This window comes from Pseudoalteromonas sp. Hal040 (assembly GCF_037162425.1).
Classification (GTDB): domain Bacteria; phylum Pseudomonadota; class Gammaproteobacteria; order Enterobacterales; family Alteromonadaceae; genus Pseudoalteromonas; species Pseudoalteromonas gelatinilytica.
Window position 1 is genome coordinate 1,387,102 of sequence record NZ_JARLUU010000001.1, and the last position, 24,706, is coordinate 1,411,807.

A 24,706-nucleotide genomic window follows, 5' to 3' on the forward strand; every position below is an offset into this window, starting at 1 on the left:
ATTTTACTGTTGAACAGAGAAAATTCATTATTTTGTACTAACTCCATATTTGCTCCATATTGTTGCGTTTTAATGTTTATCAGAGGCAGAAGCCCATCTGAATATTTGATGCTAACAACATGGATAAAAAGAAAATGTTTTGCGAACACACTAATAACGAGCAGTTAAGCTTTTTTCAGCCAAGTTCAAAATCTGAAAATGATTTACTTGATGAGGTCATGAACAGTGAAGACCTGCACGATATTCTGACCATGGTTTTATTTGATGAAACCTTATCAGATGCGCTTAAAGCGATGGTGAAGCAACAATTAAAAACAATAAAAAAATATAAAACGGAAATAAAAATGCCCCAGATATTAGTCGTCGAAGACGACTTAGATATTGCAGAGCAAGTGCTGTTGTTCTTCAATGCATCTGGCTTTACCACTCACCACATCACTGATGGCAGTGCTGTGGTTTTATGGGTTAAAGCAAATAAACCAGATGCGATAATTTTAGATGTGATGTTACCTAATTTAGATGGCGTGGAGTGCATGAAGCAGATCCGCGCTTTTTCTATGGTACCTATTATCATGGTAACCGCAAAAGTTGAAGAGGCTGATAGACTAAAAGGGCTTGAACATGGCGCTGATGATTATGTCTGTAAACCTTTTAGCGGTGCAGAGCTGGTGATGCGCGTAAAAGCTATTTTAAGACGCTGTGCACCAGCGCCGGTTGTCAGCGAAGCGATTAATTCACCTGCTGCGATTTGCTTAAACGAAGACGCTTTAGAAGTTGAAATAAAAGGTGTGTCTTTGGGTTTAACTAAAGTGGAATTTGACGTATTTATGCTTTTGTACAAAGCCCCAAAGCGTGTTTTTTCTAGGCAGCAGATACTTGATCATATCCAACCTAATAATTTCGATATTACCGACCGCGTAATCGACAGCCATATCAAAAATATTCGCAAAAAACTGAAGAATTTACAGTTCTCTCCTAAGATAGTCGCTTCCGTTTATGGAGCAGGCTATCGCTATGATGAACGTCAAATCAATTGATTTGGCGTTCATCGCTTTTCTATTAGTTACACACTGTACGTTCACCTTTTCGAATCGAATGGGTGAACACATACACAGATAACTCTCTTGCTTGAATATCTTGCCAAATGCGTTTGCTTGGGACTGGACATAGAGCGTAATGTAAATATTGGCTTAGTGCTTCACCTTCAAGGGCAATCGCAGAGGGTGTTTGTACGTACACTTGAATAGCATCAGTTGTGTACTTAATTTTATTTAAGCGCCATTGTCCTAATAAAAACTGCTTTGCAAAGAACTGAGATATACGCTGTTTTGCAGCTTCAGTGAGAGGTGGGGACTCCATTGGCTTTTCGTAGCTAGCATAATAAAGACCTGCACTTATCAATAAGCTGGCAAACAGCTGCGTAAATAGGAAGTGGGGACTTCTTGGTTGTTTTAATTTGGCTTTGGCGGTGTTTACGCTCAACAGATTTAGCCCATTGAGCATGCTTTAATGACTCTGACATGGTTCCATTCCACAGTAGTTTATAGTGCTATTTAAGCAATAAAATGTGGTGGAAAAATGGAGAGGTTTATTTTCTGCTTAAAGGGAGCAAGATTCTGATACATAACCCCCCTGACTTCCCTGGTAATGCGTTGATATTCCCAGACATCAATTCAACAAAGCTCTGACAAATTGACAGCCCTAAACCTGAGCCTCCTGATGCGCGGCTTCGAGATTCTTCGACACGATATAAACGGTCAAAGAGCTTGCCAATGTGTGCTTTGCCGACACCTGGAGAGGTATCATCGACTTGAATAAACAGCTCTTGCTTGTTTGCTCTTACTTTAAGGCGAACATGGCCTGGGCTGTCTGTATAAAGGCATGCATTAGTAAAAATATTGTTGAGAATTTGGTCCAATTTTTGTTTATCTACCGTGATAGCAACATCATCTGCAATAACAATATCAGCAAAAAATGTGAGCTGATGACTGCAAACATAACGACGCATGTCTTGCTCGTATTCAGCAAAAATCTGCGCGGCATTATATTGTTGAAGATTCAATGTCAGGGTTTTATTTTCAGCTTGAGATAACTGATACACATCTGAAATTAAGTTATTTAGTTGCGCTATTTTGCCATTAATCTTGCTGTAGGCGAGATCGCGGTTTTCTTGAATATCAAGCTCAAGCGCTTCTATATGCAGCTTTAAAACGCTCAGTGGGGTGCGTAATTCATGGGAAATATCAGCAAGCATTTTGTCTTTTTCAATCAAGTTGTATTGATAAAGCTTTGCTTTAAATAATGCTTTTCGATGTTTAAAGTAATAGAGCACTAAGGCAAGGGTGCTAAACAACAAAACAATACCGGCAGTTAGCAACCAAATTTGTTTTTCTAGTCGTTGGTTATTCATTTGTGCAGTAGCGAGTTTATTTTTTTGAATCTCATCATCAATGCGTTGCTGTTGCTCAATAGCTGTTAGTTGCTTTTTGTTTTTTTCGACAGCTTGATTTAAATGCTCTTCAAACAAAGATTCGGCCAGTTTATTTTCAAGCTTTAACTGCTCAGCTGCTAGTTTGTAATCGCCGATAAGTTCAGCATAAATTGCGGTATAGCCATGCTGTTTTTGATTCAATAAGCGATTATCAATACCCACTAACAACTCTTTTGTGCGGCTTAAATAAAGACCAATGAGCTCAGGGTTTTTAAGTGCTAAATGCAGTTCAATTAAATTAAAGTAAGAATAGAGTTGGCTTAACGTTGTGCCAGATTTAAGTGCCGCATTGAGGCCAGACTCTGCACTGCTGAGCGCCATATGCTGGTTGTCTATCTTCAAATACAATTGCATCAGTGTATGTTTAGCTGTAGCCATATTTTCATATGCCTTGACGTCAGCTAAACGAGTATAGGCATTATTTAATAAAGGGAGCGCTTGCTCCAAATCACCCCGTTTATACACCAGCTTGGCAAGTTGTAAGCTGGTATCGGCAATATTCATTTGGTTTTTGGTTTTAATGTCAAACTCAAGTGCTTTTTTATAGAAGTACTCAGATTGAGAGAGGTCATCAAGTCTTTGAGCAAGATTTGCTAGGTTATAAAAGTTAGTGGCAACCAGTTCATAATTAACGCTGTTTTCTAATAAACCTTGTGCTTTTACCTGATGATGCATTGATTGTTCAAGGTCATTCAGTGTGTCATATAGCGAACCTAAATTGCTATGGCTTTGGGCTTGTAGGTTTGTGTCTTCAAGTTCGTTGGCAAGCGCTAAGGCTGCCATATAATGATTTTTTGCTTCTATAGTTTTTACTTGGCGACGGTAGTTGATCCCCAACTCTTTTTGAATATGGTATTGGTCCTTTTTACTCAGACTAGCTAGTTTCTGTAATGGCAGTAACAGTTCTATCGCCTCGTTATAATGTCCTTGTTTACGCAAAAGAGGCGCTTGTGCCATGGCAACATCAGGGCCTGATGTCGTGTTATTTTTATCCTTGTATTGCTCAAGAATAGAGAGAGCTTCACTGAGCTTACCTTGATTCTCAAGGTCTGTGACTTGATTTAATAGAGAGCTTGGCAGTGAGGTTGCTACACACGAAAAAGACAGAAAATACGCGACGATAAGTAAAGAGTATTTCATTTGCAGTTAGAATAAGCTTAATGTGTGCTAATACTAACCAGCAAATGTGTGCAAAATATGAAGCACGTAATCATCGCTTTTAAAGTGAGTTAATAGCTGTTTAATAGTAAAGTTTTAGTCTTTATTTATTTAAGCCCTATATTTTATTGTTTTTAACCTTTTCAACTCATTATCAAAAATTTCTGATTGTATTCAATCGACTTAAGCCTAGAATTAAATTGAACATAATTTATGCATAATTAGTCTAATGATAAATAATTTATTTGTCATTTTTGCTAATAATAAAGTTTTGGTTAATTATTCAGGTGAAAAAACAATGAAAAAATCTATTCTATCAGTACTGATGGTATGCGGAGCAGTTACTGCTGATGCTGCGGCAAATAACTGCACCGGCGAGCTCTATGGTATTAACTCCGGCCGAGGCCATTTAGGCGTTGTTTTTTCGCTTGATGAACAAGCACAAACAGCAGCTATTCATTCAAAAGCGAAGTTTTCTTCAGCCGCAATGGCGTTCGATAGTACTCGTAATCGCTTATATTATGTTTCAGCACCACGCGCTTTAACGTACAAGTTAGATCCAAGTGCGTTGAATTTATCAGATGAAGAATTAAAAGATTTACCAATCAAAGGCGAAAAGTATAAATATACTAAATTAGCCTATGTTGATATGGAAACAAATACACATACAGAAGTTGCTAGAACAAGTCCAATGACTCGTTTGGTGTATGATCCAAGCCGTGATGTTATTTATGGCTCTAAAGGCAGTAAGTTCTATGTTATTTATCCAGATTCTGGTGAAACCCAGTTTGTAGGTAATATGACAGGCTATGGTAGTAGCTTAGATATTTTCCGTGGTGATATGGTTGTTAAAAATGGTGAAGTCTATTTGATTTCTGCAACAAGCATTTTCTCTTTGGACCTTTCTACACTTGAGTTATCGAAAAAGTCTGAACATGGTTTAACAACGGTAACAGGTGCTGCACTTGATCAAAATGGTGAGCTGCTTATTTCTCGTGAAGTAATAAATGACCAAGGTAATCACAATGTAACTAAGCTGTATAAAGCGTCGATTGAAACGGGGAAAACATGTGCAATGGGTACTTACCCAATGCGTATTAACGATTTGGCACTTAATACATTAAAACCGGTTGCGTGCTATACCCAGCCAACCTGTAGTACAAGTGCTGAGTCGTTTGTTATCACAAGTATCGATAAAGAACGAAAGGCGACATGGCAAAATTATACTTTGAATGGGAAGTTATTTTATGAGCCAATCGCAAAACTGATGAGCTCTACAAATTTTGGCGAAGGTGGAATTGTTAATAAAACAGTCTCAATAAATCACGAATTTGCTGCAGCAAACTCTATTACAGAAGCTGCTATCGATAGCTATGATACAGATATCTTCTATATGGGAACTTTCCATGATACAGAGGTCTCCCAAGCAGAAGTCCAAGAGCTTTATAACTGGTCAAAAAAACCAGGCAATGTCACTATTATTGCAGCTGATTCCGACATGCCTAATGAAATAGTGTATGCGAAATGGGGCTACACGGTTACTCGTGTTGGTTATGTGGATGGTCCAAATACACAAAACCCTGAAGGCGTAAGCACTCAAGCTCAACAGGCTATTTTTGCTGGCCCATTTGGTGGTGTAACTAGTTTCTATCAAGCGGGTGGTGCTAAAGGATACTTCTCTGAAATGCCAGTGGGTACGCAAGTGTTAGCTGTAAACCAAGATGGCTTACCAACGATAGTGCTTGATTCAGAAACGGGTGATATTCTTTTATCAGATAGTGGGATGCTTACCAATCAAGGTAAAATTGGTAACTATACTGAGGGTACAGGTGTTTCAAGTATGACAGACCGTTTATTTATGAACTTAATTAATTTCGCCAGCGAAATTGAGTAAGCTTAATATATATAATCATATAAAAATCGCGAAGTATTTTTACTTCGCGATTTTTATATTTAACTATGATTTTGTTTACCAACAGCCTGTTAGGGTACTTTTTACTCTATTCGTGTGCTGTTTAACCATTAAATAATTAACGCTTACAAGCAAAGTATGGCTTATTGCTAAGACAATTAACCAAGACGATATACCCTGTGCTAATTGATTGACTATTATTAGGCTAATAAGCATTACAACCAACGATGAATTTAACACTGTTTGTAATAACTGCTTAAAACGTAAATGTTTCCATCGACTCCAAACAATCAAAAATAATGCGCTAGTAGGGAGGGCAATTAAAAAGCATTCAAATAAAGTAACGACTAATTGCGTACCTTGATAGGGAGGCTCTACCACTGCGCCAAACGAATGCCCTGAGTTAAGCGTTATTAAGGCAAGCCCCAAAGCTGTAAGTATTTTTTTATTTTTCATTTATAAACTCTACACCATCAAATTCATTAACAAGCTAAGTTTTATAGTTAAAACTGAGTTATGCATGAGCGCTAATAAGTTCTTTGGCATTCGCTCGTGCCATTTTACTAATGTTGTCGCCAGCAAGTAGTCGGGCAATTTCATCGATACGGCCATCTTTTGAAAGTTTATTCATTTGCGTAAAGGTCTCGCCGTTTGCAATTTCTTTGGCTACAAAAAATTGCTGATGCCCAGAGCTTGCAACTTGTGGCAAGTGAGTTACACAAATAACTTGGGTCGATTTACCTAGCTGGCGTAATAGCTTGCCAACTGCAGAAGCGGTAGGGCCTGAAATACCCACATCAACTTCATCGAAAATCAGTGTAGGGGTAGTAACACGTTGAGCAATAATTACCTGAATAGCTAAACTAATGCGCGATAACTCACCGCCAGAAGCCACTTTAGACAGTGCTTGCATTGGTTGACCCGGGTTGGTCGATACTAAAAACGACACAGTATCAAAACCCATCGCACTTGGTGCTTTATCGCTAGTTTGTTGGATATCAATCGCAAACTTGCCGTTTTCCATTGATAAGTTCGCCATGCTATCACTAATTAATTGATTAAGCGTATCTGCATAACTATGGCGGCTCTCACTCAATAGTTGAGCTGCTTGTTTGTATTGCTCAAGGGCATCGCTGATTTCGCTTTCAAGTGCCACAAGGCGGTCGCTGTTATAACTAATCGATGCTAACTCTTCGGCAATAGACTGATGAAATTCAACCAATTCTTCGGGTTTTATGTGATGTTTACGAGCAAGGTCCATAGCACCTGTTAAACGAGTCTCAACTTCGTCTAATCGTGCCGGATCTAAGTCGGTTACATCAACATAGCTGCGAATTTCACGGCTTGCTTCTTCAACTTGCACGGCAGCTTCACTTAATAACGATGCAATGCTTGAAAGGCTTTCATCATAGCTTGCCAATTCAGCAAATTGCTGAGCACTGTGTTGTAATAACGAACATGCACTTTGCTCATCACTTTCATATAAGTGTTGTAGCTCTCTCTGACATGATTCTAAAATAGTCTGGCTGTGGCTTAATTTGTGGTGCTCAGCTTCAATCTCTTCAAATTCACCCGGCTGTAGCGCAAATTCATCAAGCTCAGCAACTTGATACTCAAGTAATTGCTTTTGAGCTGCTTGTTGCTGCTGTTGCTGTTCAAGCTGGTTAAACTCTTTGAGTAATGCTTGGTAGGTTTTATAACGCTCTTTTACATCCGCTAATAGCTGATTGTGTCCTGCATAGGCATCGAGTAGGTGTAATTGATGCTCAGCTTTTAATAAATGCTGGTGAGCATGTTGGCCATGAATCGAAATTAAATACTGACCTAACTCTTTTAACTGTGCAGCGGTGACGGAGCTGCCATTAATATAACTTTTGCTACGACCATTCTTGCAAATAACACGGCGTAGTAAACATTCGCCTTCAGTGCTTGAAAGTAAATGTTGCTCTAAAAAGTGTTGGGCAAGAGGGAGCTGGCTAATATCAAATTGTGCGCATATTTCTGCACGATCAGTACCAGGGCGAACAGCACCTGCATCAGCACGTTCGCCTAAACATAATGACAGGGCATCAATTGCAATTGATTTACCCGCACCTGTTTCACCTGTAATGGCTGTCATACCATTGTGCCACTCAGTACTTAAATTACTTACAATGGCAAAGTTTTTAATTTCTAACCCGATTAACATACTGTTTATCCATCCAGTCAATTAACTGTTAATTTATACAGTGTTTTCGGGTTTTGCAAATTAAATTTTTATGCTTTGCTTAATTCTGACAGCTGATTTTCTTGGTATGAATCATTTGGCGCTGGTGTGCTCTGGGCTGGCGGCTGATCATCCTGTAAATCCTTGGGGGGCTGATATTTAATCACTTCAATCAGAGAAGGCAGAGCTTCTTGGTAAAATGCTTTATTGTATTCGATGCCATTGTAAGGTAATTCAGCCATAAAATACTGAAGTCGGTCAGCTAGTTGGTCTATTTGTTCTGGGCCTTGTGCTTTACTCGCTTCCATCATGATTGTATTAATTAGTAGGTCACTGATGTATTCAAGGTATGTAAGGTTTTCTTCGTTATGGGCTTGTACAACAAAGTAATTACTGGTGATCATACTTAAGCGCGAAATATTTTTCGGGCGAATAAGCTTAACTTCACTAAAGTCGATTAGTTTGTCTTTAAAATCGTTGTTAATTTCTTTTACTCGCTGATTAAAACGCTTTTTTTCAGCTTCAATCGCTTTGCGACGGTTGCTCTCAACCATCCAGTAACAACCTAGTAAGGTAATGAGTAATAATAGAGCAAGAAAAACGATATAGCTCATTTCGGCTTAGAATCCTTAAAATAATACAGCATTAAGTTTGATTATTTTGCGCTAATCAAGGAGTCTTGGCAATCAATTGAGATAAAAAAGCCGCTTAAAATAAGCGGCTTCCCCAGTTTAATTTTTTCTTAATACATTGTAATAAGAGTACTCCTTCGGATGAATCAAGCGAAGGCGTTTATCTGCCTTTTTTATCACCACTTCATCGCCAGGTAACACAGCTAAAACTACATGGCTGTCACAACTAACTTGCAGGCTATCGGTATTTTCAAGACTGAGCTTTAAACGTACTTCGTTGTCGGCATCAACCACAAGGGGGCGGCTTGATAATGTATGCGGGAACATAGGAACTAATGAAATTGCATTGAGCTCTGGCGTTAAAATCGGCCCACCACCAGATAATGAATAAGCAGTTGAACCTGTTGGGGTTGAGACAATTAGTCCATCAGAGCGTTGAGAGAATACAAAGTCGTTGTTAATAAAGGCTTCAAACTCAATCATGTGGGCAACTTTATCAGCATGAAGTACTGCTTCATTCACTGCCAAGTTTGCACTTTTCAGTTCGGCGTGACGATATACTTCAACTTCAAGCAAGAAGCGTTTTTCTTCGAGGAATTGACCACTTAAGACTTGTTCCAAGCTGGCTTCAAAACCTTCTGGGTTTAAATCGGTTAAAAACCCTAAATTACCACGGTTTACACCAATAACTGCCACATCAAAACGTGCCAAAACTCGTGCAGCACCAAGCATGTTACCATCACCGCCCACGACAATCGCTAAATCTGCTCGTTCACCTAAATCAACGAGTTTGACTAAGTTTTCTGCGGGAACCTCATCAAGCTGGCGGCCAGTTCGTTGTTCTACTAGCACTTCAAAACCTAATGCGCGCAAAAATGTGTGTAGACGACCAAGTGTAGCAGCCGCAGCACTGTGATTAGGTTTGCCAATTAAACCTATGGTTTTAAACGGTGAATCCATGTTATTTGCACTTAAACTTTCATATCGCTAGATTACATTAAAAATTAATGCTTTGAAAATAACTTGAAATAAACTTGCTGCGCCCAAATATCCACTGGCAAGAAGCAAGATGTATAAATTATGAAATTAAATCCGCGTGACCAACAAATTTTTTCAGCTGTAATGAGTCTTTACTGTAATGGTGAAGGACAGCCTGTTGCATCTACACGCATTGCCAAACAAAAAGGCATGGCGGTATGTTCGGCAACAGTACGTAACGCAATGGCACGGCTCGAAAAAGAAGGCTTACTTTATTCGCCGCATACTTCTGCTGGCCGCGTACCTACCAATGCAGGGTTTGATTATTGGCTAAGCGAATTTTTTGCATTGCCTGAAATCGCAACATATTGGCAGCCACAGCAAGCGCAATTGGTCGAGCTTGCCCACGGTTTGAGCCAGCGCTATAAAGTGTGTTGTTGTGTGGGCTTGCCGCAAGTTAGCTCTCAACTGGTTTTTCGTGTTGAGGTACTTGATTTTGATGGTAGTAATTGGCTTATATTGTTAATTGATAGAGCAGGGCAAAGCCATAATATTTGCATCTGCAAACCTGAAGATTCATCGGATGCAGTGCGTTACCAGTTTGCGACTTGGCTTAATACAGTTTTTAGTCAACAAACCTTGATGGAAGGTTTATATCGCATGCATGCGATGGCAAGCACTGCACCGCATAACTGCCATGATTCACTAACGCAATGGACACGGCAATTAAGTCAAAAGCTTGGTTCAGATAACAGCATCGTGGTAGGTGAAAACTACCTATATCGTCAAGTTGATTGTCAAACCAGTTTGAATATAGGTGTATCGTTTTTAAATTTTGTAGAAGATAAACTCGCTTTCAAAAATGGCTTATCGGTTTTAAATACAGAGCAGTTACCATTCACTGATTGCAATGAGTTAATGGTGATCAGCGTTCCTTACTTTAATAACCATGAATATCAAAGTCGATTTTGTATAATTTGTCCAAAATCAGCGCAAATCGAAGCAATCATCCAAGAATTTGAGTTAATCGGCTCATCAGCCTCTTGAATCTTTTAATTCAATCCCCATAATTACCGCAGTTGTAAAGAATTGGAGCATGTAAGCTATGTCTGAGCAGACAAAATCACCAGAGCAAGAAGTTGAACTAAACGAAGAATTTGAACAAATGCAAGCTGAAGTTGAAGCAGCAGAAAAAGCGGCTGAGCAAGTGGAAGGCGAAGAAATAAGCCCAGAAGCTGAAATCGCATTACTATACAGCGAACTAGAAGCAGCTAAACAAACGATTAACGATCAAAAAGACAGTGTTGTTCGTGCTGCTGCAGATGTTGAGAACATGCGTCGTCGTGCCGCTCAAGATGTAGAAAAAGCACATAAGTTTGCACTTGAAAAGTTTGCTAACGAATTACTTCCAGTTATTGATAACCTAGAGCGTGCAATTGAGTTTTCTGATAAAGAAAATGAGCAGCTTAAGCCTGTGCTTGAAGGTATCGAAATGACTGTGAAAAGTTTTAACGATGCAGTAGCGAAGTTTGGTGTTGAAATTGTTAACCCACAAGGTGAGCAATTTAACCCAGAATTCCATCAAGCAATGTCAATTCAACCAAGCAATGACGTAGCGCCGAATACTGTTCTTGCAGTAATGCAGAAAGGTTATACATTAAATGGACGTTTATTACGCCCTGCAATGGTTATGGTATCAAAAGAAGCTGAATAAGCTTTAAAGTGATATAAAAAATGCCTGTTAATTACAGGCATTTTTTTTGTCCAATTTTCGATGCCAAAGCTGCACGAGTAAGATAAGTATCAGTGCGCTGAACATCATCGCAGAAAATGGAATGGCACTTTGCGGGTGAACAAAAGCAAGGATAGGCCCAACCAAAGCACCGCTGCCGAATCTCAAGGTACCAATAACAGCTGTTGCAGTACCTGACTTTTCCTCAAATTGCATCAGTATTAATGAGTCTGCATTACTCGCTACAATACCTAAGCTCATCATCAGTGGTGCGATAGCGGCTACGATAAAATACAGCGATAAATGCATCACACTGAATAACAACAATGCCCCGCCAGACACAAAGCCAATGCCAAGGCCAATAAATAACAGTTTACGAGAACCCAAGCGTGGCACTAACCGTGTATTCATAAAGTTACCAAACATCAACGCTAATACATTAAAAGCGAATAACACACCGAACAATTGCTCATCTACTTTAAAAAAATCGAGATATACATAAGGGACGGATGTTAAAAAACAGAAGAATGCAAACGAGGCAAACATCGAGCTGCCAATATCAGCAAGGGCGCTACGACGTGAAAATACGGTTTTATAACTATTAAAAAACAGTGCTAAACCACGTTGCTGGCTCTTAAAAATAGGGATATCAATTAAATGAATTTGCACTAACGCCAATATTGCAAAACTGTAGGCAGCTAATGCTATAAAAATAACCTGCCATGTTGAAATACCCATGATCAATGAGCCAAGGGTCGGTGCAATTAGCGGGGCAACCATCATAATCATCGAGACATAAGACATGCCTTTGGCGGTGTTTTCTCGATAAATGTGGCGAATAATTCCTGGCACTACAACGGTTGCAGCAGCGCCAGTGAATGCTTGCACGGCTCTTAAAGACCAAAATAATTCGACGTTAGTACAAAACGCCAGCGCTAACGAACTAATCCCAAACAATGCTAAGCCCACTTTAGCGAGTAATCGCCTACCAAGCTCATCAGCAATGGGGCCAAAAAATAGCATACCAAGGGCATAACCTGCTAAATAAATGCTAAGCGAGATTTGCACATTTGGCATGGTTGTTTGCAAGTCGTTGGCAATCACCAACATCGCGGGTAAATATAAATCAATTGCCAAAGGCGTAATCGCGACAATACTTGCCAGCAAAGGCAATAAAATGCGTTTATTTAAAGTCTCAGGGGAAGGCATTGTTTACTCATTCATCAAATAGTAGGTCACTATTGTAACAGTGTGAATCACTGTGGTGAACTTAGTTTGCCTGCTAAGTAAAAGAATTAACTAAATGATAACAACTGAGTGGGTGATTGTTCATTTTCATATAAAATTAAGCAATGCTTTGCTATATTAGCCTCAATTGCACTAAGTATTTGAAGGACTAGTATGAAAAAGTTAATGATGGCTGTGTTAGCAACCGCAGTTTTAGCGGGTTGTAAAACCTCTCCAACAGGGCGAACACAAATCGCACTCTATTCAGACTCGCAAATGAGCCAAATGGGTCAAGCAAGTTTTGCTGAAATGAAAAAAACACAACCTGTTAATACTGATCCAGGTGTCAATGCTTATGTGAAGTGTATTGCTGATGATGTTATTGCCGTTTTACCTAACGAGTATGCAAAGCAATCTTGGGAAGTTGTTGTGTTTGAAGAAGACTCAGCAAACGCATTTGCATTACCAGGTGGCTATATTGGCGTTCATACAGGTTTATTAAAAGTTGCTGTAAATCAAGATCAATTGGCAACAGTACTAGGTCATGAAGTAGCACACGTTATTGCAGAGCATTCTAATGAGCGTGTATCACAAAACGCACTTTTACAAACAGGCCTGCAAGTGGGTGGTGCCGCACTAGATATGGGGAATGTGCAATACCGCGGTGAAATTATGCAAGCTTTAGGCTTAGGCGCACAGTATGGTGTTGTCTTACCGTTTAGTCGCTCACATGAATCAGAAGCGGATATTGTTGGCTTAGATTTAATGGCAAAAGCAGGGTTTAACCCAGAGCAATCTGTATCGCTTTGGCAAAATATGAGTGCTGCTGGCAGTAGCGGTACCCCAGAGTTTATGTCGACTCACCCAGCACCGGGTAACCGCATCAAAGAGCTTCAAAAGCACATGTCGGATGCATTAAAAGCCCAACAAGCCGCTAAAGAAAAAGGCAAAACCCCACAGTGTAAACTGTAAAAATATCTTTAAAAATTAAAAAAGCCTGTAGTCAGTAATGACTACAGGCTTTAATTTTTCAGCTTTCAGCTTTCAGCTTATTAGAATGTCCACTCAACGTGAAGTTGTGGTACTGATTCAGTTGTGTTTGTACCTAGTTTGTTGTGCCAATATTGCCATTCAATGCCAAGTAGTAGGGTATTTTCTTTCATGCTCATTGCATGACCTAAGTCCCAAGTCACGATTGGCTGCGCTAAAATCCATGCGTTAACATCTTCGCCAAACTCATTTTCACGTTCAGCAATGTATTCAACATGGCCTGTTACGTTGAACTTTTGAGAACCAATAGTGAATGGGTAGCCCCAAGCAACATCAATCATCCAGCTGTTTGTTTCAGTAGGTGCACCACCACGTGCTACCCCTTCATTGTCATCGATGTAAGCAGTAAATAAAGTTGATAAAAAGCTAAAGCCAGGTGCTTGCCAGCTAAGTTTTACACCTGGTAAATACTTAAGAACTTTTGAATCACCCGCAGCATTAAAACCTGCAGTTAAACCTACATCAGCAATAGCCCCGTATGAGAAATCACTGCCAGAGATTTTTGATAAGCTAAATGTTGAATACCACTCACCGTAAAAGTCTTTATCTTGATAGCCATCTTGACGGTCGTCATTGCTGTAATCAATAAAAAAGAAGTTGTCGCCATAGTCATAACCAGACGCATGCTGTAGTGATACAACTGTGGTATTTGACTTAGTTAATGAAAACGGATTTTTGTGTTCACCGTTATTAACGTGTAATTGCGTAGAGCTCCAATTAGCGGCATAGCTCGAAGTACTTACTGCACAAAGCGCAGCAACAGAAAGGATCTTTTTCAAGTTCATATCTCAATATTGATGGTGTAAAGGGGGATACAAAGAGTGGATTATAGCAGATACGCCCATATTTGGGCGTATCGAGAGAAAAATTATTTAACTTATGCTTTATTTCGGCGTAAGCAAATTACTGCAACGGCAGTAAAGGCAAGAATAAAGCAGTAGTAAGAAGAGGTAGAAACTTCCCACGGACTAATTTTGAACGTTGCGCCCAGTAGAAGTGCTTGTGCGCCATACGGCAATGAGCCTTGCGTAACACAAGCAAAAATATCAAGTAAGCTTGCTGAACGCTTTCCTGTAATTTCACCATCATCCGCTAATTTTTTAGCAATCGGGCCTGCAACTATAATAGACACGGTATTATTAGCGATACATAAGTTACTGGTCATAACCAGTGCGGCAATCCCTAATTGATCCGCAACTTTACGGTGCCATTTTGCAATGATTTTTGTAATTGCTTGAATTTTGTTAGCAATATAATCAAGGCCACCATTAATACGGATAAACTCTGAAAGACCGCCAATAAACATCGATAGCAAGAAAATTTCCTGCATATCAGTAAAGCCTTTATAAACATCTTTTACAAAGCTTGCACCTTCATAGCTGCCAGTAAAGCCCATAAGTGCAGCAAAGATAATACCGCTAAACAGTACTACGAATACATTAAAGCCCATTACCGCGAGTATTAAGATAAATGCATAAGGTAATACTAATAAAATATCAAAGTCTTGCGTTTCAACAGCTTCTGCAGCAGGCGTTAAGAAGAATAACAAGCCGATAGTTAATGCCGCGACGGGTAAGGCAATTTTTAAGTTCTCACGGAATTTATCTTTCATTTCACAGCCTTGCGTGCGAGTTGCCGCAATTGTTGTGTCAGAGATGATTGATAAGTTATCACCAAACATGGCACCCGATACAATCGTGCCAGCCATTAGAGATGGATCAATGCCTGTTTTTTGGGCGACGGCATAAGCAATCGGGCCAATCGCACCGATAGTACCCATTGAAGTGCCCATCGCAGTCGACACAACCGCAGCAATTAAAAATAATCCAGGTAGTAACAGAGCCGGCGGAATAAGTGATAAACCGGCATTAACAACGGCATCAACACCACCGGTTGCGCCAGCAACCGCAGAAAATGCACCGGCAAGCAGATAAATCAAACACATAGTGATGATGTTGCTATGGCCAGCACCTTTAATAAAGGTTTCAACACTGTGGTTGATGGTATTTTTATTTAAGATAAATGCCAACATGATGGCTGGCAAAATTGCCACAGGAGCAGGCAATTGATAGAAGGCGTAATCGACACCTTGAGACTGTAAGTATAAGCCAGCGCCTAAAAATAAGCCGACAAACACCAAAAGCGGCAGCAAAGAAAGTTTTGCTTTTGTTTTATTAAATGATGGCTGCATCATATTCCTCGTTAGATAACCAATAACACAGCCAAACACTTCTTTTAGCTGTATTTAGTCGCTGTCTTAAATAATGAAAGACAACAACAGCGCCCGCAAGCCAAAGACCAAATCGGCGCAAAGGAAGAAGTTTAAATGTATAGATGGCTAAATGCAAAGACTATCTGTTATTATTGTTGTTCTATTAATAAATCTAAAATTAGCTCTGTATTTTTTATAAGCTAACCTGACTATTACATGAGTTTTCGATAAAATCCAGCCAGCTAAGAAGAATAGATAAGGTAACTATATGAACCGCATAGGTGTATTCGGCGCAAACGGCCGCATGGGACTTGCCCTTTTAGAAGCAGTCTCAAAAAAAGATGACGCAACATTAACGGGCGCGTACGTACGCGAGAACTCACCACTTTTAGATATAGCGGTTAATCAATTAAACAGCGCTGCATCAGTAGATGTATCATTTAGCAAAGAAACAGACGTAAAAGATGCAGATGTATTGATAGATTTCACCTTACCTCAAGGCATGCGCAACCACCTAAAAACAGCGGTCGACAAAAATATCGCGATGGTAATTGGTACTACGGGTCTTAACCAAGATGATCTTGATGCCCTAAATGAAGCCGCGAAACACATTCCGATTGTTTTTGCCCGCAACTATAGCGTAGGTGTGAATTTACTGCTTAACTTAGTGCAGACTGCGGCTGTGAAGTTTGGCGATGACATGGATATCGAAATATTTGAAGCTCATCATCGTCATAAAATCGATGCGCCATCGGGAACTGCATTGGCAATTGGTGAAGCAATTGCTGAGGCAAAAGGCTGGCAGCATGATGAAGTCGCGCGTTTTGATAGAAGCAAAGACGAACACGCAAAATCGCAAAATGAAATCGGTTATTCGGTCATGAGAGGCGGAGATATTGTAGGTGAACACACCGCATATTTCGCAACTTCTGGCGAAAGGCTAGAATTAACTCATAAAGCAAGTTCAAGAATGACCTTCGCGTTAGGAGCTGTAAGAGCTGCAGGCTGGTTGAAAAATAAGCCTGCTGGACTTTATGACATGCAAGATGTGCTTGACTTGAAGTAGTTTAGTCTCTTTTTTGGCAGTTTCAGTGAATTTTTCGATAATAACGCTTATTTTTACTATTTTATTAATTAAGATTAGATCTGAAAGCTAAATTACTGTAGAATAGCGCCAATTTGCCAAAAATTCATAAATGCGTGTTTCCAATCGCTTTAAACGGGCAGTAGAGCAAATGACTTTACTCCCGTTTTTTACTGTTAGGAGGTTAACTTGACTAAATCCGCTCTGTTAGTCCTAGAAGACGGCACAGTGTTTCGCGGTACTGCAATCGGCGCTGACGGCATGTCAGTCGGTGAAGTAGTATTCAATACGTCTATGACTGGTTATCAAGAAATTTTGACTGACCCTTCATACGCGGAACAAATCGTAACTTTGACGTACCCACATATCGGTAATACGGGTACTAACAGCGAAGACGAAGAAGCGGGTCAAATCTGGGCTAAAGGCCTAGTGATCCGTGATTTGCCACTGCTAGCAAGTAATTTCCGTAACGAGCAATCGTTAAGTGATTACTTAAAAGAACGCAATATCTTAGGTATTGCAGACATCGACACTCGTAAATTAACACGTATCTTACGTGATAAAGGCGCTCAAAATGGTTGTATCATTGCAGGCGACGAGTTAGATGAGAATAAAGCGCTTGAAGCTGCGCAAGCCTTCCCTGGCTTAAAAGGCATGGATTTAGCAAAAGTTGTCTCAACCAAGGAAAATTTTGAGTGGCGTGATTCAAGCTGGACATTAGGTTCAGGTTTTAAAACGCTAGAAGCAGCAGACGAGAAGTTCCACGTTGTTGCTTATGACTTCGGTGTTAAACGTAATATCTTACGTATGTTAGTTGACCGCGGTTGTAAATTAACCGTTGTTCCTGCACAAACATCTGCAGAAGACGTATTGGCATTAAACCCAGACGGTATCTTCTTATCAAATGGCCCTGGCGACCCTGAGCCGTGTACATACGCGATTGAAGCAATTAAAACTTTCCTAGAAACAGACACGCCAATCTTTGGTATCTGTTTAGGTCACCAATTACTAGCGCTTGCCTCAGGTGCTAAAACGGTGAAAATGAAGTTTGGTCACCACGGTGGTAACCACCCAGTTAAAGATCTTGACCGCAATGTTGTAATGATCACAGCGCAAAACCACGGTTTCGCAGCTGACGAAGCAACATTACCAGCGAATTTACGTGCAACTCACGTATCATTATTCGATGGCACGCTACAAGGTATTCACCGCACAGATAAGCCTGCATTTAGCTTCCAAGGTCACCCAGAAGCAAGCCCAGGTCCACATGATGCGGCACCATTATTTGACCACTTCATCGATTTGATGCAAGCACGTTCTAACTAATTTAACCGGAGTAACAATGCCAAAACGTACCGACATAAAAAGCATTCTTATCTTAGGCGCAGGCCCGATCGTTATCGGTCAAGCTTGTGAATTTGACTACTCTGGTGCACAAGCGTGTAAAGCACTACGAGAAGAAGGCTTTCGAGTAATTCTTGTAAACTCAAACCCTGCAACTATCATGACTGACCCTGAAATGGCGGATGCGACGTACATCGAGCCAATTCACTGGGAAGTGGTAGAGAAAATCATTGAAAAAGAAAAGCCTGATGCAGTACTGCCTACTATGGGTGGTCAAACAGCATTAAACTGTGCACTTGATTTAGATAAGCACGGCGTACTGGCTAAACATGGTGTTGAACTTATCGGTGCAACTGCTGATGCAATCGATAAAGCTGAAAACCGTGAGCGTTTTGACTTAGCAATGAAAAACATTGGCCTTGAGTGTCCGCGTGCAGAAATCGCTCACTCAATGGAAGAAGCACACGATGTACTTAGCCGCATCGGTTTCCCATGTATCATTCGTCCATCATTCACGATGGGTGGTACCGGTGGTGGTGTTGCATACAACCAAGAAGAATTTGATGAAATTTGTGAGCGTGGTCTAGATTTATCACCAACAAATGAACTTCTAATCGACGAATCATTAATCGGTTGGAAAGAATATGAAATGGAAGTTGTGCGTGACAAAAACGACAACTGTATCATCGTATGTTCTATCGAAAACTTTGACCCAATGGGTGTTCACACTGGTGACTCAATCACGGTTGCTCCAGCGCAAACATTGACGGATAAAGAATACCAAATCATGCGTAATGCATCGATGGCGGTACTTCGTGAAATCGGTGTTGAAACAGGTGGTTCAAACGTACAATTTGGTGTGAACCCAGTTGATGGCCGTATGGTAATCATCGAGATGAACCCGCGTGTATCGCGTTCATCTGCTCTAGCATCAAAAGCAACGGGTTTCCCAATTGCGAAAATTGCTGCAAAACTAGCTGTAGGTTACACCCTTGATGAGCTACAAAACGACATCACTGGCGGTAAAACACCAGCGTCTTTCGAGCCGTCAATTGACTACGTTGTTACTAAAATCCCACGTTTTAACTTCGAAAAATTCGCAGGTTCAAACGACCGTCTTACAACACAGATGAAGTCTGTGGGTGAGGTTATGGCGATTGGTCGTAACCAACAAGAGTCACTACATAAAGCATTACGTGGTCTTGAAGTAGGCGCAACGGGCTTTAACCCAATTGTTGCTCTTGATGATCCGAAAGCAAAAGAAAAAATCATCCGTGAATTACGTGAGCCAGGTGCAGAGCGTATTTGGTACGTTGCTGATGCAATGCGTCACGGTATGAGCGTAGAGGACGTTTTCGAACTCACTAAGATTGACCCTTGGTACCTAGTGCAAATCGAAGACATCTTAAAAGACGAAGCAACAATCAGCGAAGTAGGTATGGCTGGTTTAAATGCTGAGTTCTTACGCAAGCTTAAGCGTAAAGGTTTCGCTGATGCGCGTATCGCTGAAATTGCCGGTGTTTCTGAAGCAGAAATTCGTAAAAAGCGTCACCAGTTAGATATCGTGCCTGTATACAAGCGCGTTGATACGTGTGCTGCAGAGTTTAGTTCAGATACAGCTTACATGTACTCAACTTATGATGAAGAGTGTGAAGCGAACCCATCTGACAAAGATAAAATCATGGTAATCGGTGGTGGCCCTAACCGTATCGGTCAAGGTATCGAATTCGATTACTGCTGTGTTCACGCAGCATTAGCTTTACGTGAAGACGGCTACGAAACAATCATGGTTAACTGTAACCCTGAAACTGTTTCGACTGACTACGACACATCAGATCGCTTATTCTTCGAGCCAATCACGCTAGAAGACGTATTAGAAATCGTACGTGTTGAAAAGCCTAAAGGTGTTATCGTTCAGTACGGTGGTCAAACGCCACTTAAACTTGCGCGTGCACTAGAAGCTAATGGCGTGCCAGTTATTGGTACTTCTCCAGATGCAATCGACCGTGCTGAAGACCGTGAGCGTTTCCAACAACTCGTTGAGCGTCTAAACCTTCTGCAGCCAGAAAATGCAACAGTGACTTCTTTAGAAGAAGCGGTTGTTAAGTCTGCTGAAATCGGTTTCCCACTGGTTGTACGTCCTTCTTACGTACTGGGTGGTCGTGCGATGGAAATCGTATACGATGAAGACGACTTACGTCGTTACATGACTGAAGCGGTATCTGCATCAAATGAAGCGCCAGTACTACTTGACCATTTCTTAGATAACGCAATCGAAGTTGACGTTGACGCTATCTGTGACGGTGAGCAAGTAATCATCGGTGGTATCATGGAGCACATCGAGCAAGCAGGTGTTCACTCAGGTGACTCTGCATGTTCTTTACCAGCTCATTCATTAACAGCTGAAGTACAAGACGTAATGCGTAAGCAAGTGACAGATATGGCACTAGAGCTTGGCGTAATTGGTCTGATGAATACACAGTTTGCTGTGAAAGACGGTCAAGTTTACTTAATCGAAGTAAACCCACGTGCTGCACGTACAGTACCGTTTGTTTCTAAAGCAACAGGTATCGCACTTGCTAAAGTAGCGGCACGTTGTATGGCGGGTCAATCACTGGCAAGCCAAGGTATTACAAAAGAAGTAATTCCTCCTTACTACAGCGTTAAAGAAGTTGTACTTCCTTTTGCTAAGTTCCAAGGTGTTGACCCAATTCGTGGCCCAGAAATGCGTTCAACGGGTGAGGTAATGGGTGTTGGTGAAACTTTCGCCGAAGCATTCGCCAAAGCACAATTAGGTGCAAGCAACACTTTACCACGCGGTGGTCGCGCGTTACTATCGGTACGCAACAGTGACAAACCACGTATTGTTGAACTAGCTAAAACCATGACTGAATTAGGTTTTGAGCTAGATGCAACAGGTGGCACTGCAAAAGCACTTGAAGAAGCAGGCATTGCAGTACGTCGCGTAAACAAAGTATTCGAAGGTCGTCCTCATATTCTTGATAGAATTAAAAATGGTGAATACAGCTACATTGTAAACACTACTGAAGGTCGCCAAGCGATTGAAGATTCGAAGGTGTTACGTCGTGGTGCATTACAGCACAAGACTAACTACACAACGACGCTGAACGCGGCATTTGCTAACTGTACTGCTAACCAAGCAGACGACCGTAGCAAAGTGACGTCAGTTCAGGAACTACATCAGCGAATTAACTAAGGAAATGTGCCAGGGGCGAGCAATTCGCCCTTTGGATTAAGTGAGAATAATATGCAATCAATTCCGATGACGGTTCGTGGTGCAGCATTACTGCGCGAAGAACTTAACGAATTAAAAACAGTTACACGTCCAAAAATTATCGCTGATATCGCTGAAGCGCGTGAACACGGTGATTTGAAAGAAAACGCTGAATACCATGCTGCTCGTGAGCAACAAGGTTTCTGTGAAGGTCGTATTCAAGAAATTGAAGCGAAACTTTCAAATGTACAAATCATCGATGTGACGAAAATGCCAAAAACTGGCAAAGTTATTTTTGGTACAACAGTAACTATCGTTAACGTTGAAACCGACGCTGAGGTAACTTACCAAATCGTGGGTGATGATGAAGCAGATATCAAAAACAACCTGATCTCTGTTAACTCGCCAATCGCACGTGGCTTAATTGGTAAAGAGGTAGATGATGCCGTTACCATTAAAACACCAAACGGTGAAGTCGAGTACGAAATCATTGAAGTTGAGTATATTTAATAGCTTAACCAAGCATTGATAAAAACCGCAGTTTTATACTGCGGTTTTTTTATGCCTGTTTACAGAGGGAGAATTATTCGCTAGGTTGGGCGCTTAGCAATCATAATGAAGGAGTAATAATGGCTAAAATTCAATATCCTAAGCCGCTTGCCAAAGGCGATAGTATAGCTATTTGTGCTTTTTCATCGGGTGTTGATAAAGCGTTTCATAGACGTTTAGACACAGTGCTTAGAGGCTTAACTGCTAAAGGTTTTACCGTAATTGAAGGTGCCTGCTTACGTCAGTCACACAACAGTGCAAAGCAACGTGCTGATGAGCTAATGCAGTTTTTAACTGATGATTCAATCGCAGCCATTATGCCTCCGTGGGGCGGTGATCTTACTATGGAAATTTTACCTCTTCTCGATTTCAATGCCATAAGTAAAGCAAGGCCTAAATGGTTGGTTGGCTTTTCAGATATCAGCACGTTTGCATGTGCATTAACCACTCGTTGTGGCTGGGCAACCTTGCACGCTGCAAATTTAATGCAAATTCACCCTGACGATCCCGATGTTTATTTAGCAAATATATTCAGTGCTATGTCACTTGAAGAAAAACAGCAACTGCATCAAGTCGCGTCGCCTTTTTATCAGCAAAAGCCTATTGATTATAAAGCTAAGCCTGAGGCTCAATTTGACTATACCGCTCCAAGCCAATGGCGCTGTATTAACTATAAAGATAAACGCCAAATTGAAGTATCTGGACGATTAATTGGTGGCTGTTTAGATACGCTAGGCTTGTTGTTACCCTCAAATTACTATGCATTGCATGAATTTAAAAAGCAGTATGCGCCTGAGGGGTTAATTTTATACCTCGAAAATGCAGAGCTCAGTCCAATGGCCCTTGCACGTTGTTTGTTATCGTTAAAGTTGAATGATGTTTTTACTGATGTAAATGCGGTGGTATTTGGCCGCAGCCCTGCAATTAATAACGACTGCTACTTCGATGAATACCAAGCAATAGAACTTGCATTTAATGGCAATTTGTTCCCAGTTATCGTTGATGCTGACATCGGCCACGTAGCCCCTAATTTAGCACTAATAAATGGAGCTGTTGCCACAATAACAGCAGATTTGTGTGAGGGAATGGCGAGTAATGTGGTTATGAAGACTGACCTAAAATAACAATTATGCAGGCCAAGCCTGCATAATTTCTAAGCGTTTAAACCACAGTAATTACTGCGTCTTTGTCTAAACGCGATTTTGGTAATGCAGCATTATAATCTTGCTCTGGCTCGTGATAACCAATAGCGAGTGCTACTTCACAAACATACCCGCCTAATTCATCGGCAAATAGTTCACCAAGTAAGTCTTTATCGACACCTTCCATCGGTGTTGAGTCTAAACCTAAACGAGCTACCGTGTGCATAGTATTGCCTAAGGCAATGTAGGTTTGAGCTTTAGTCCAAGCGGCGTTAACACCTTGCTCGTCAGTATTTAAATCAACGAAGGCGAATGCGCCAAATGCTTGCTCTTTGTTTTCTGCCTTAGTGCGGCCATTCGCAATATCCGCATCAATTACTTTTTCATAATCAGCACGTTGATAGCTTGGGTTATAAGCAAATAAAATAGTGTGCGAAGCCGCTTTTGCATGTACTTGGTTAAATTGAAACTTATTTGCAAAACTATCATGTAAACGTTGCTTCGCTTGCTCTGATTCAATGACCACAAACTTCCATGGTTGAGAATTAATAGACGATGGCGACAAGCGTAATGCTTCTAAAATTACAGCTAAGTCTGCTTGGCTAATGTGCTTTGAAGCGTCGTAACGTTTACTTGTGTAACGGCGTTGTAAGTCAGAAATGATTGGGTGTGTCATGGTTTGCTCCCGCATGTATAACAATTAGGTGCAGTTTACGCCTTGCATACTTTACGATAAAGCGCATAATCGAATAAACATTATCAAAAAATTTTAGTTAATATGTTGGTTGAAGATCTCAAATTAATCCTCAAGGTGGCTGAGTTTCGCAGTATTACAACCGCGGCAGCCAAATTAGACATGCGAGCCGCTACCGCCAGTGCGGCAATTAAACGTGTTGAAGCAGCGCTGGGTGCTGAGTTATTTGTTCGAACTACTCGCCATTTACGTTTATCTGCGGCAGGGGAGCGCTTTTTACCTCAGTGTCAGCAAGCGGTGCTCATGCTTGAGCAAGCGACACTCGCGTTAAAAGGTGAGCATGATGAAATCGAAGGAGAACTAAGAGTCGCATTATCTTCAGACTTAGGTCGCAATATTATTATTCCTTGGTTAGATGAGTTACTTGATGAATATCCAAAGCTGAGTATGCGCCCGCATATTAGCGATAGTAATGTCGACTTTTACCGAGACTCCGTTGATTTTGCGCTTAGGTATGGCTCGCCATCCGACTCAAATTTATATGGCTTTAAAATTTGTAATGTTCCGCGGCTGTTATGTGCAACCCCAGAGTATATTGCTGAGTATGGCTCTCCGACTCATCCCGATGAATTAAATCAGCATCAAGGCCTATTTTATCAACTGCAAGATATTATCAATAATGTTTGGGAATTTACCGATGGAACCGAGCGTTTTAAGGTAAAAATGCAAGGCCGTCGAGCATCGAATGATGGTGATTTGGTAAGGCGTTGGTGTGTGGCTGGAAAAGGCCTAGCAGTTAAATCTTGCATTGATATCAGTGATGATTTGCTAAGCGGGCGGGTAGTGCCAGTAATGCAAAATTACCCTCATTTATGTGCAGAGCTTTGGTTAATTTGCCCAAGTCGACAATCCATTACACCCGCGGTTCGTCTAGTGCGTGATATTTGCCGAGCAAAAACCAAGGCAATTCTCAATCAACTGATTGAAAAAAGCATATTAGATAAGCGGGTACTCGATAACTAATTACTTTAGGTATAGAATAGCTTGGCTTATTCATCTT

General features: G+C 40.8%; 20 protein-coding genes and 1 pseudogene. 11 read left to right on the forward strand and 10 right to left on the reverse strand.

Annotation, left to right across the window (positions count from 1 at the left end; genetic code table 11):
* Positions 1–119: 119 nt before the first annotated feature.
* Positions 120–1,037 carry a response regulator gene (locus tag P4S60_RS06275; RefSeq protein WP_337115374.1) on the forward strand — a complete coding sequence of 306 codons (918 nt, stop codon included), beginning with the start codon at positions 120–122 and terminating at the stop codon, positions 1,035–1,037.
* Between the two features lie 22 nt (positions 1,038–1,059).
* Here the strand turns inward: P4S60_RS06275 and P4S60_RS06280 are convergent, their stop codons facing one another.
* Positions 1,060–1,359, reverse strand: coding sequence for a hypothetical protein (locus P4S60_RS06280; protein WP_337115375.1), 300 nt, complete (start codon positions 1,357–1,359; stop codon positions 1,060–1,062).
* Positions 1,360–1,588: 229 nt separating this feature from the next.
* Positions 1,589–3,631, reverse strand: a complete 2,043-nt coding sequence (locus P4S60_RS06285) for an ATP-binding protein (RefSeq protein WP_337115376.1) — start codon at positions 3,629–3,631, stop codon at positions 1,589–1,591.
* Between the two features lie 316 nt (positions 3,632–3,947).
* Here P4S60_RS06285 and P4S60_RS06290 point away from each other — a divergent pair, with 316 nt between their 5' ends.
* Entirely contained in the window at positions 3,948–5,543 is a 1,596-nt protein-coding gene (locus tag P4S60_RS06290; protein ID WP_337115377.1) for a hypothetical protein, read from the forward strand.
* A gap of 75 nt (positions 5,544–5,618) precedes the next feature.
* Here the strand turns inward: P4S60_RS06290 and P4S60_RS06295 are convergent, their stop codons facing one another.
* From P4S60_RS06295 to nadK, 4 genes and pseudogenes are all read right to left on the reverse strand, one after another.
* Positions 5,619–6,017 (reverse strand): hypothetical protein, encoded by a 399-nt coding sequence (locus tag P4S60_RS06295; protein ID WP_337115378.1) that lies wholly within the window; start codon positions 6,015–6,017, stop codon positions 5,619–5,621.
* Between the two features lie 58 nt (positions 6,018–6,075).
* Entirely contained in the window at positions 6,076–7,749 is a 1,674-nt protein-coding gene (gene recN, locus P4S60_RS06300) for a DNA repair protein RecN (RefSeq protein WP_337115379.1), read from the reverse strand.
* Between the two features lie 68 nt (positions 7,750–7,817).
* Positions 7,818–8,381, reverse strand: coding sequence for a hypothetical protein (locus P4S60_RS06305; protein WP_119851984.1), 564 nt, complete (start codon positions 8,379–8,381; stop codon positions 7,818–7,820).
* Positions 8,382–8,475: 94 nt separating this feature from the next.
* Positions 8,476–9,359, reverse strand: a pseudogene (nadK, locus tag P4S60_RS06310) (NAD(+) kinase).
* 120 nt (positions 9,360–9,479) lie between these two features.
* On the opposite strand from nadK, the gene P4S60_RS06315 reads away from it, so the two are divergent.
* On the forward strand, positions 9,480–10,424 hold the full coding sequence (locus P4S60_RS06315) for an HrcA family transcriptional regulator (RefSeq protein ID WP_337115380.1): 945 nt from the start codon (positions 9,480–9,482) through the stop codon (positions 10,422–10,424).
* A gap of 58 nt (positions 10,425–10,482) precedes the next feature.
* On the forward strand, positions 10,483–11,091 hold the full coding sequence (gene grpE / locus P4S60_RS06320) for a nucleotide exchange factor GrpE (RefSeq protein WP_063705836.1): 609 nt from the start codon (positions 10,483–10,485) through the stop codon (positions 11,089–11,091).
* A gap of 27 nt (positions 11,092–11,118) precedes the next feature.
* Here the strand turns inward: grpE and P4S60_RS06325 are convergent, their stop codons facing one another.
* On the reverse strand, positions 11,119–12,318 hold the full coding sequence (locus tag P4S60_RS06325; RefSeq protein ID WP_337115381.1) for a Bcr/CflA family efflux MFS transporter: 1,200 nt from the start codon (positions 12,316–12,318) through the stop codon (positions 11,119–11,121).
* A gap of 192 nt (positions 12,319–12,510) precedes the next feature.
* Here P4S60_RS06325 and P4S60_RS06330 point away from each other — a divergent pair, with 192 nt between their 5' ends.
* Positions 12,511–13,308: a M48 family metallopeptidase gene (locus P4S60_RS06330; RefSeq protein ID WP_337115382.1), complete on the forward strand. Its 798-nt coding sequence runs from the start codon at positions 12,511–12,513 to the stop codon at positions 13,306–13,308.
* Positions 13,309–13,388: 80 nt separating this feature from the next.
* Here the strand turns inward: P4S60_RS06330 and P4S60_RS06335 are convergent, their stop codons facing one another.
* Complete coding sequence (locus P4S60_RS06335; protein WP_337115383.1) at positions 13,389–14,171, reverse strand: outer membrane protein OmpK; 783 nt, start codon at positions 14,169–14,171, stop codon at positions 13,389–13,391.
* A 92-nt stretch (positions 14,172–14,263) separates the two neighbouring features.
* Positions 14,264–15,577 (reverse strand): Na+/H+ antiporter NhaC family protein, encoded by a 1,314-nt coding sequence (locus P4S60_RS06340; protein WP_337116830.1) that lies wholly within the window; start codon positions 15,575–15,577, stop codon positions 14,264–14,266.
* Between the two features lie 289 nt (positions 15,578–15,866).
* On the opposite strand from P4S60_RS06340, the gene dapB reads away from it, so the two are divergent.
* The 5 genes from dapB (at position 15,867) to P4S60_RS06365 (ending at position 22,934) form a co-directional block, all read left to right on the forward strand.
* A complete protein-coding gene (dapB, locus tag P4S60_RS06345) occupies positions 15,867–16,664 on the forward strand; it encodes a 4-hydroxy-tetrahydrodipicolinate reductase (RefSeq protein WP_337115384.1) in 798 nt (265 codons plus the stop codon).
* A 207-nt stretch (positions 16,665–16,871) separates the two neighbouring features.
* Positions 16,872–18,008, forward strand: coding sequence for a glutamine-hydrolyzing carbamoyl-phosphate synthase small subunit (gene carA / locus P4S60_RS06350; RefSeq protein ID WP_063705821.1), 1,137 nt, complete (start codon positions 16,872–16,874; stop codon positions 18,006–18,008).
* A 16-nt stretch (positions 18,009–18,024) separates the two neighbouring features.
* On the forward strand, positions 18,025–21,243 hold the full coding sequence (gene carB, locus P4S60_RS06355; RefSeq protein WP_063705819.1) for a carbamoyl-phosphate synthase large subunit: 3,219 nt from the start codon (positions 18,025–18,027) through the stop codon (positions 21,241–21,243).
* 51 nt (positions 21,244–21,294) lie between these two features.
* The gene (gene greA, locus P4S60_RS06360) at positions 21,295–21,771 is read left to right on the forward strand and encodes a transcription elongation factor GreA (RefSeq protein WP_063705817.1); all 477 of its coding nucleotides are present in this window, start codon (positions 21,295–21,297) and stop codon (positions 21,769–21,771) included.
* Between the two features lie 119 nt (positions 21,772–21,890).
* Positions 21,891–22,934 (forward strand): S66 family peptidase, encoded by a 1,044-nt coding sequence (locus P4S60_RS06365; RefSeq protein WP_337115385.1) that lies wholly within the window; start codon positions 21,891–21,893, stop codon positions 22,932–22,934.
* A 37-nt stretch (positions 22,935–22,971) separates the two neighbouring features.
* Here the strand turns inward: P4S60_RS06365 and P4S60_RS06370 are convergent, their stop codons facing one another.
* Positions 22,972–23,628 carry a nitroreductase family protein gene (locus P4S60_RS06370; protein ID WP_138625179.1) on the reverse strand — a complete coding sequence of 219 codons (657 nt, stop codon included), beginning with the start codon at positions 23,626–23,628 and terminating at the stop codon, positions 22,972–22,974.
* Positions 23,629–23,730: 102 nt separating this feature from the next.
* Here P4S60_RS06370 and P4S60_RS06375 point away from each other — a divergent pair, with 102 nt between their 5' ends.
* On the forward strand, positions 23,731–24,669 hold the full coding sequence (locus tag P4S60_RS06375; protein ID WP_337115386.1) for a LysR family transcriptional regulator: 939 nt from the start codon (positions 23,731–23,733) through the stop codon (positions 24,667–24,669).
* Positions 24,670–24,706: the final 37 nt, after the last annotated feature.

What these genes read in the sequence shown, in the direction of transcription:
- P4S60_RS06275 (WP_337115374.1), top strand. Translation starts at nt 120, where the DNA reads ATGGATAAAAAGAAAATGTTTTGCGAACACACTAATAACGAGCAGTTA.
- P4S60_RS06280 (WP_337115375.1), bottom strand. Translation starts at nt 1,359, where the DNA reads ATGGAGTCCCCACCTCTCACTGAAGCTGCAAAACAGCGTATATCTCAG.
- P4S60_RS06285 (WP_337115376.1), bottom strand. Translation starts at nt 3,631, where the DNA reads ATGAAATACTCTTTACTTATCGTCGCGTATTTTCTGTCTTTTTCGTGT.
- P4S60_RS06290 (WP_337115377.1), top strand. Translation starts at nt 3,948, where the DNA reads ATGAAAAAATCTATTCTATCAGTACTGATGGTATGCGGAGCAGTTACT.
- P4S60_RS06295 (WP_337115378.1), bottom strand. Translation starts at nt 6,017, where the DNA reads ATGAAAAATAAAAAAATACTTACAGCTTTGGGGCTTGCCTTAATAACG.
- recN (WP_337115379.1), bottom strand. Translation starts at nt 7,749, where the DNA reads ATGTTAATCGGGTTAGAAATTAAAAACTTTGCCATTGTAAGTAATTTA.
- P4S60_RS06305 (WP_119851984.1), bottom strand. Translation starts at nt 8,381, where the DNA reads ATGAGCTATATCGTTTTTCTTGCTCTATTATTACTCATTACCTTACTA.
- P4S60_RS06315 (WP_337115380.1), top strand. Translation starts at nt 9,480, where the DNA reads ATGAAATTAAATCCGCGTGACCAACAAATTTTTTCAGCTGTAATGAGT.
- grpE (WP_063705836.1), top strand. Translation starts at nt 10,483, where the DNA reads ATGTCTGAGCAGACAAAATCACCAGAGCAAGAAGTTGAACTAAACGAA.
- P4S60_RS06325 (WP_337115381.1), bottom strand. Translation starts at nt 12,318, where the DNA reads ATGCCTTCCCCTGAGACTTTAAATAAACGCATTTTATTGCCTTTGCTG.
- P4S60_RS06330 (WP_337115382.1), top strand. Translation starts at nt 12,511, where the DNA reads ATGAAAAAGTTAATGATGGCTGTGTTAGCAACCGCAGTTTTAGCGGGT.
- P4S60_RS06335 (WP_337115383.1), bottom strand. Translation starts at nt 14,171, where the DNA reads ATGAACTTGAAAAAGATCCTTTCTGTTGCTGCGCTTTGTGCAGTAAGT.
- P4S60_RS06340 (WP_337116830.1), bottom strand. Translation starts at nt 15,577, where the DNA reads ATGCAGCCATCATTTAATAAAACAAAAGCAAAACTTTCTTTGCTGCCG.
- dapB (WP_337115384.1), top strand. Translation starts at nt 15,867, where the DNA reads ATGAACCGCATAGGTGTATTCGGCGCAAACGGCCGCATGGGACTTGCC.
- carB (WP_063705819.1), top strand. Translation starts at nt 18,025, where the DNA reads ATGCCAAAACGTACCGACATAAAAAGCATTCTTATCTTAGGCGCAGGC.
- greA (WP_063705817.1), top strand. Translation starts at nt 21,295, where the DNA reads ATGCAATCAATTCCGATGACGGTTCGTGGTGCAGCATTACTGCGCGAA.
- P4S60_RS06365 (WP_337115385.1), top strand. Translation starts at nt 21,891, where the DNA reads ATGGCTAAAATTCAATATCCTAAGCCGCTTGCCAAAGGCGATAGTATA.
- P4S60_RS06370 (WP_138625179.1), bottom strand. Translation starts at nt 23,628, where the DNA reads ATGACACACCCAATCATTTCTGACTTACAACGCCGTTACACAAGTAAA.
- P4S60_RS06375 (WP_337115386.1), top strand. Translation starts at nt 23,731, where the DNA reads ATGTTGGTTGAAGATCTCAAATTAATCCTCAAGGTGGCTGAGTTTCGC.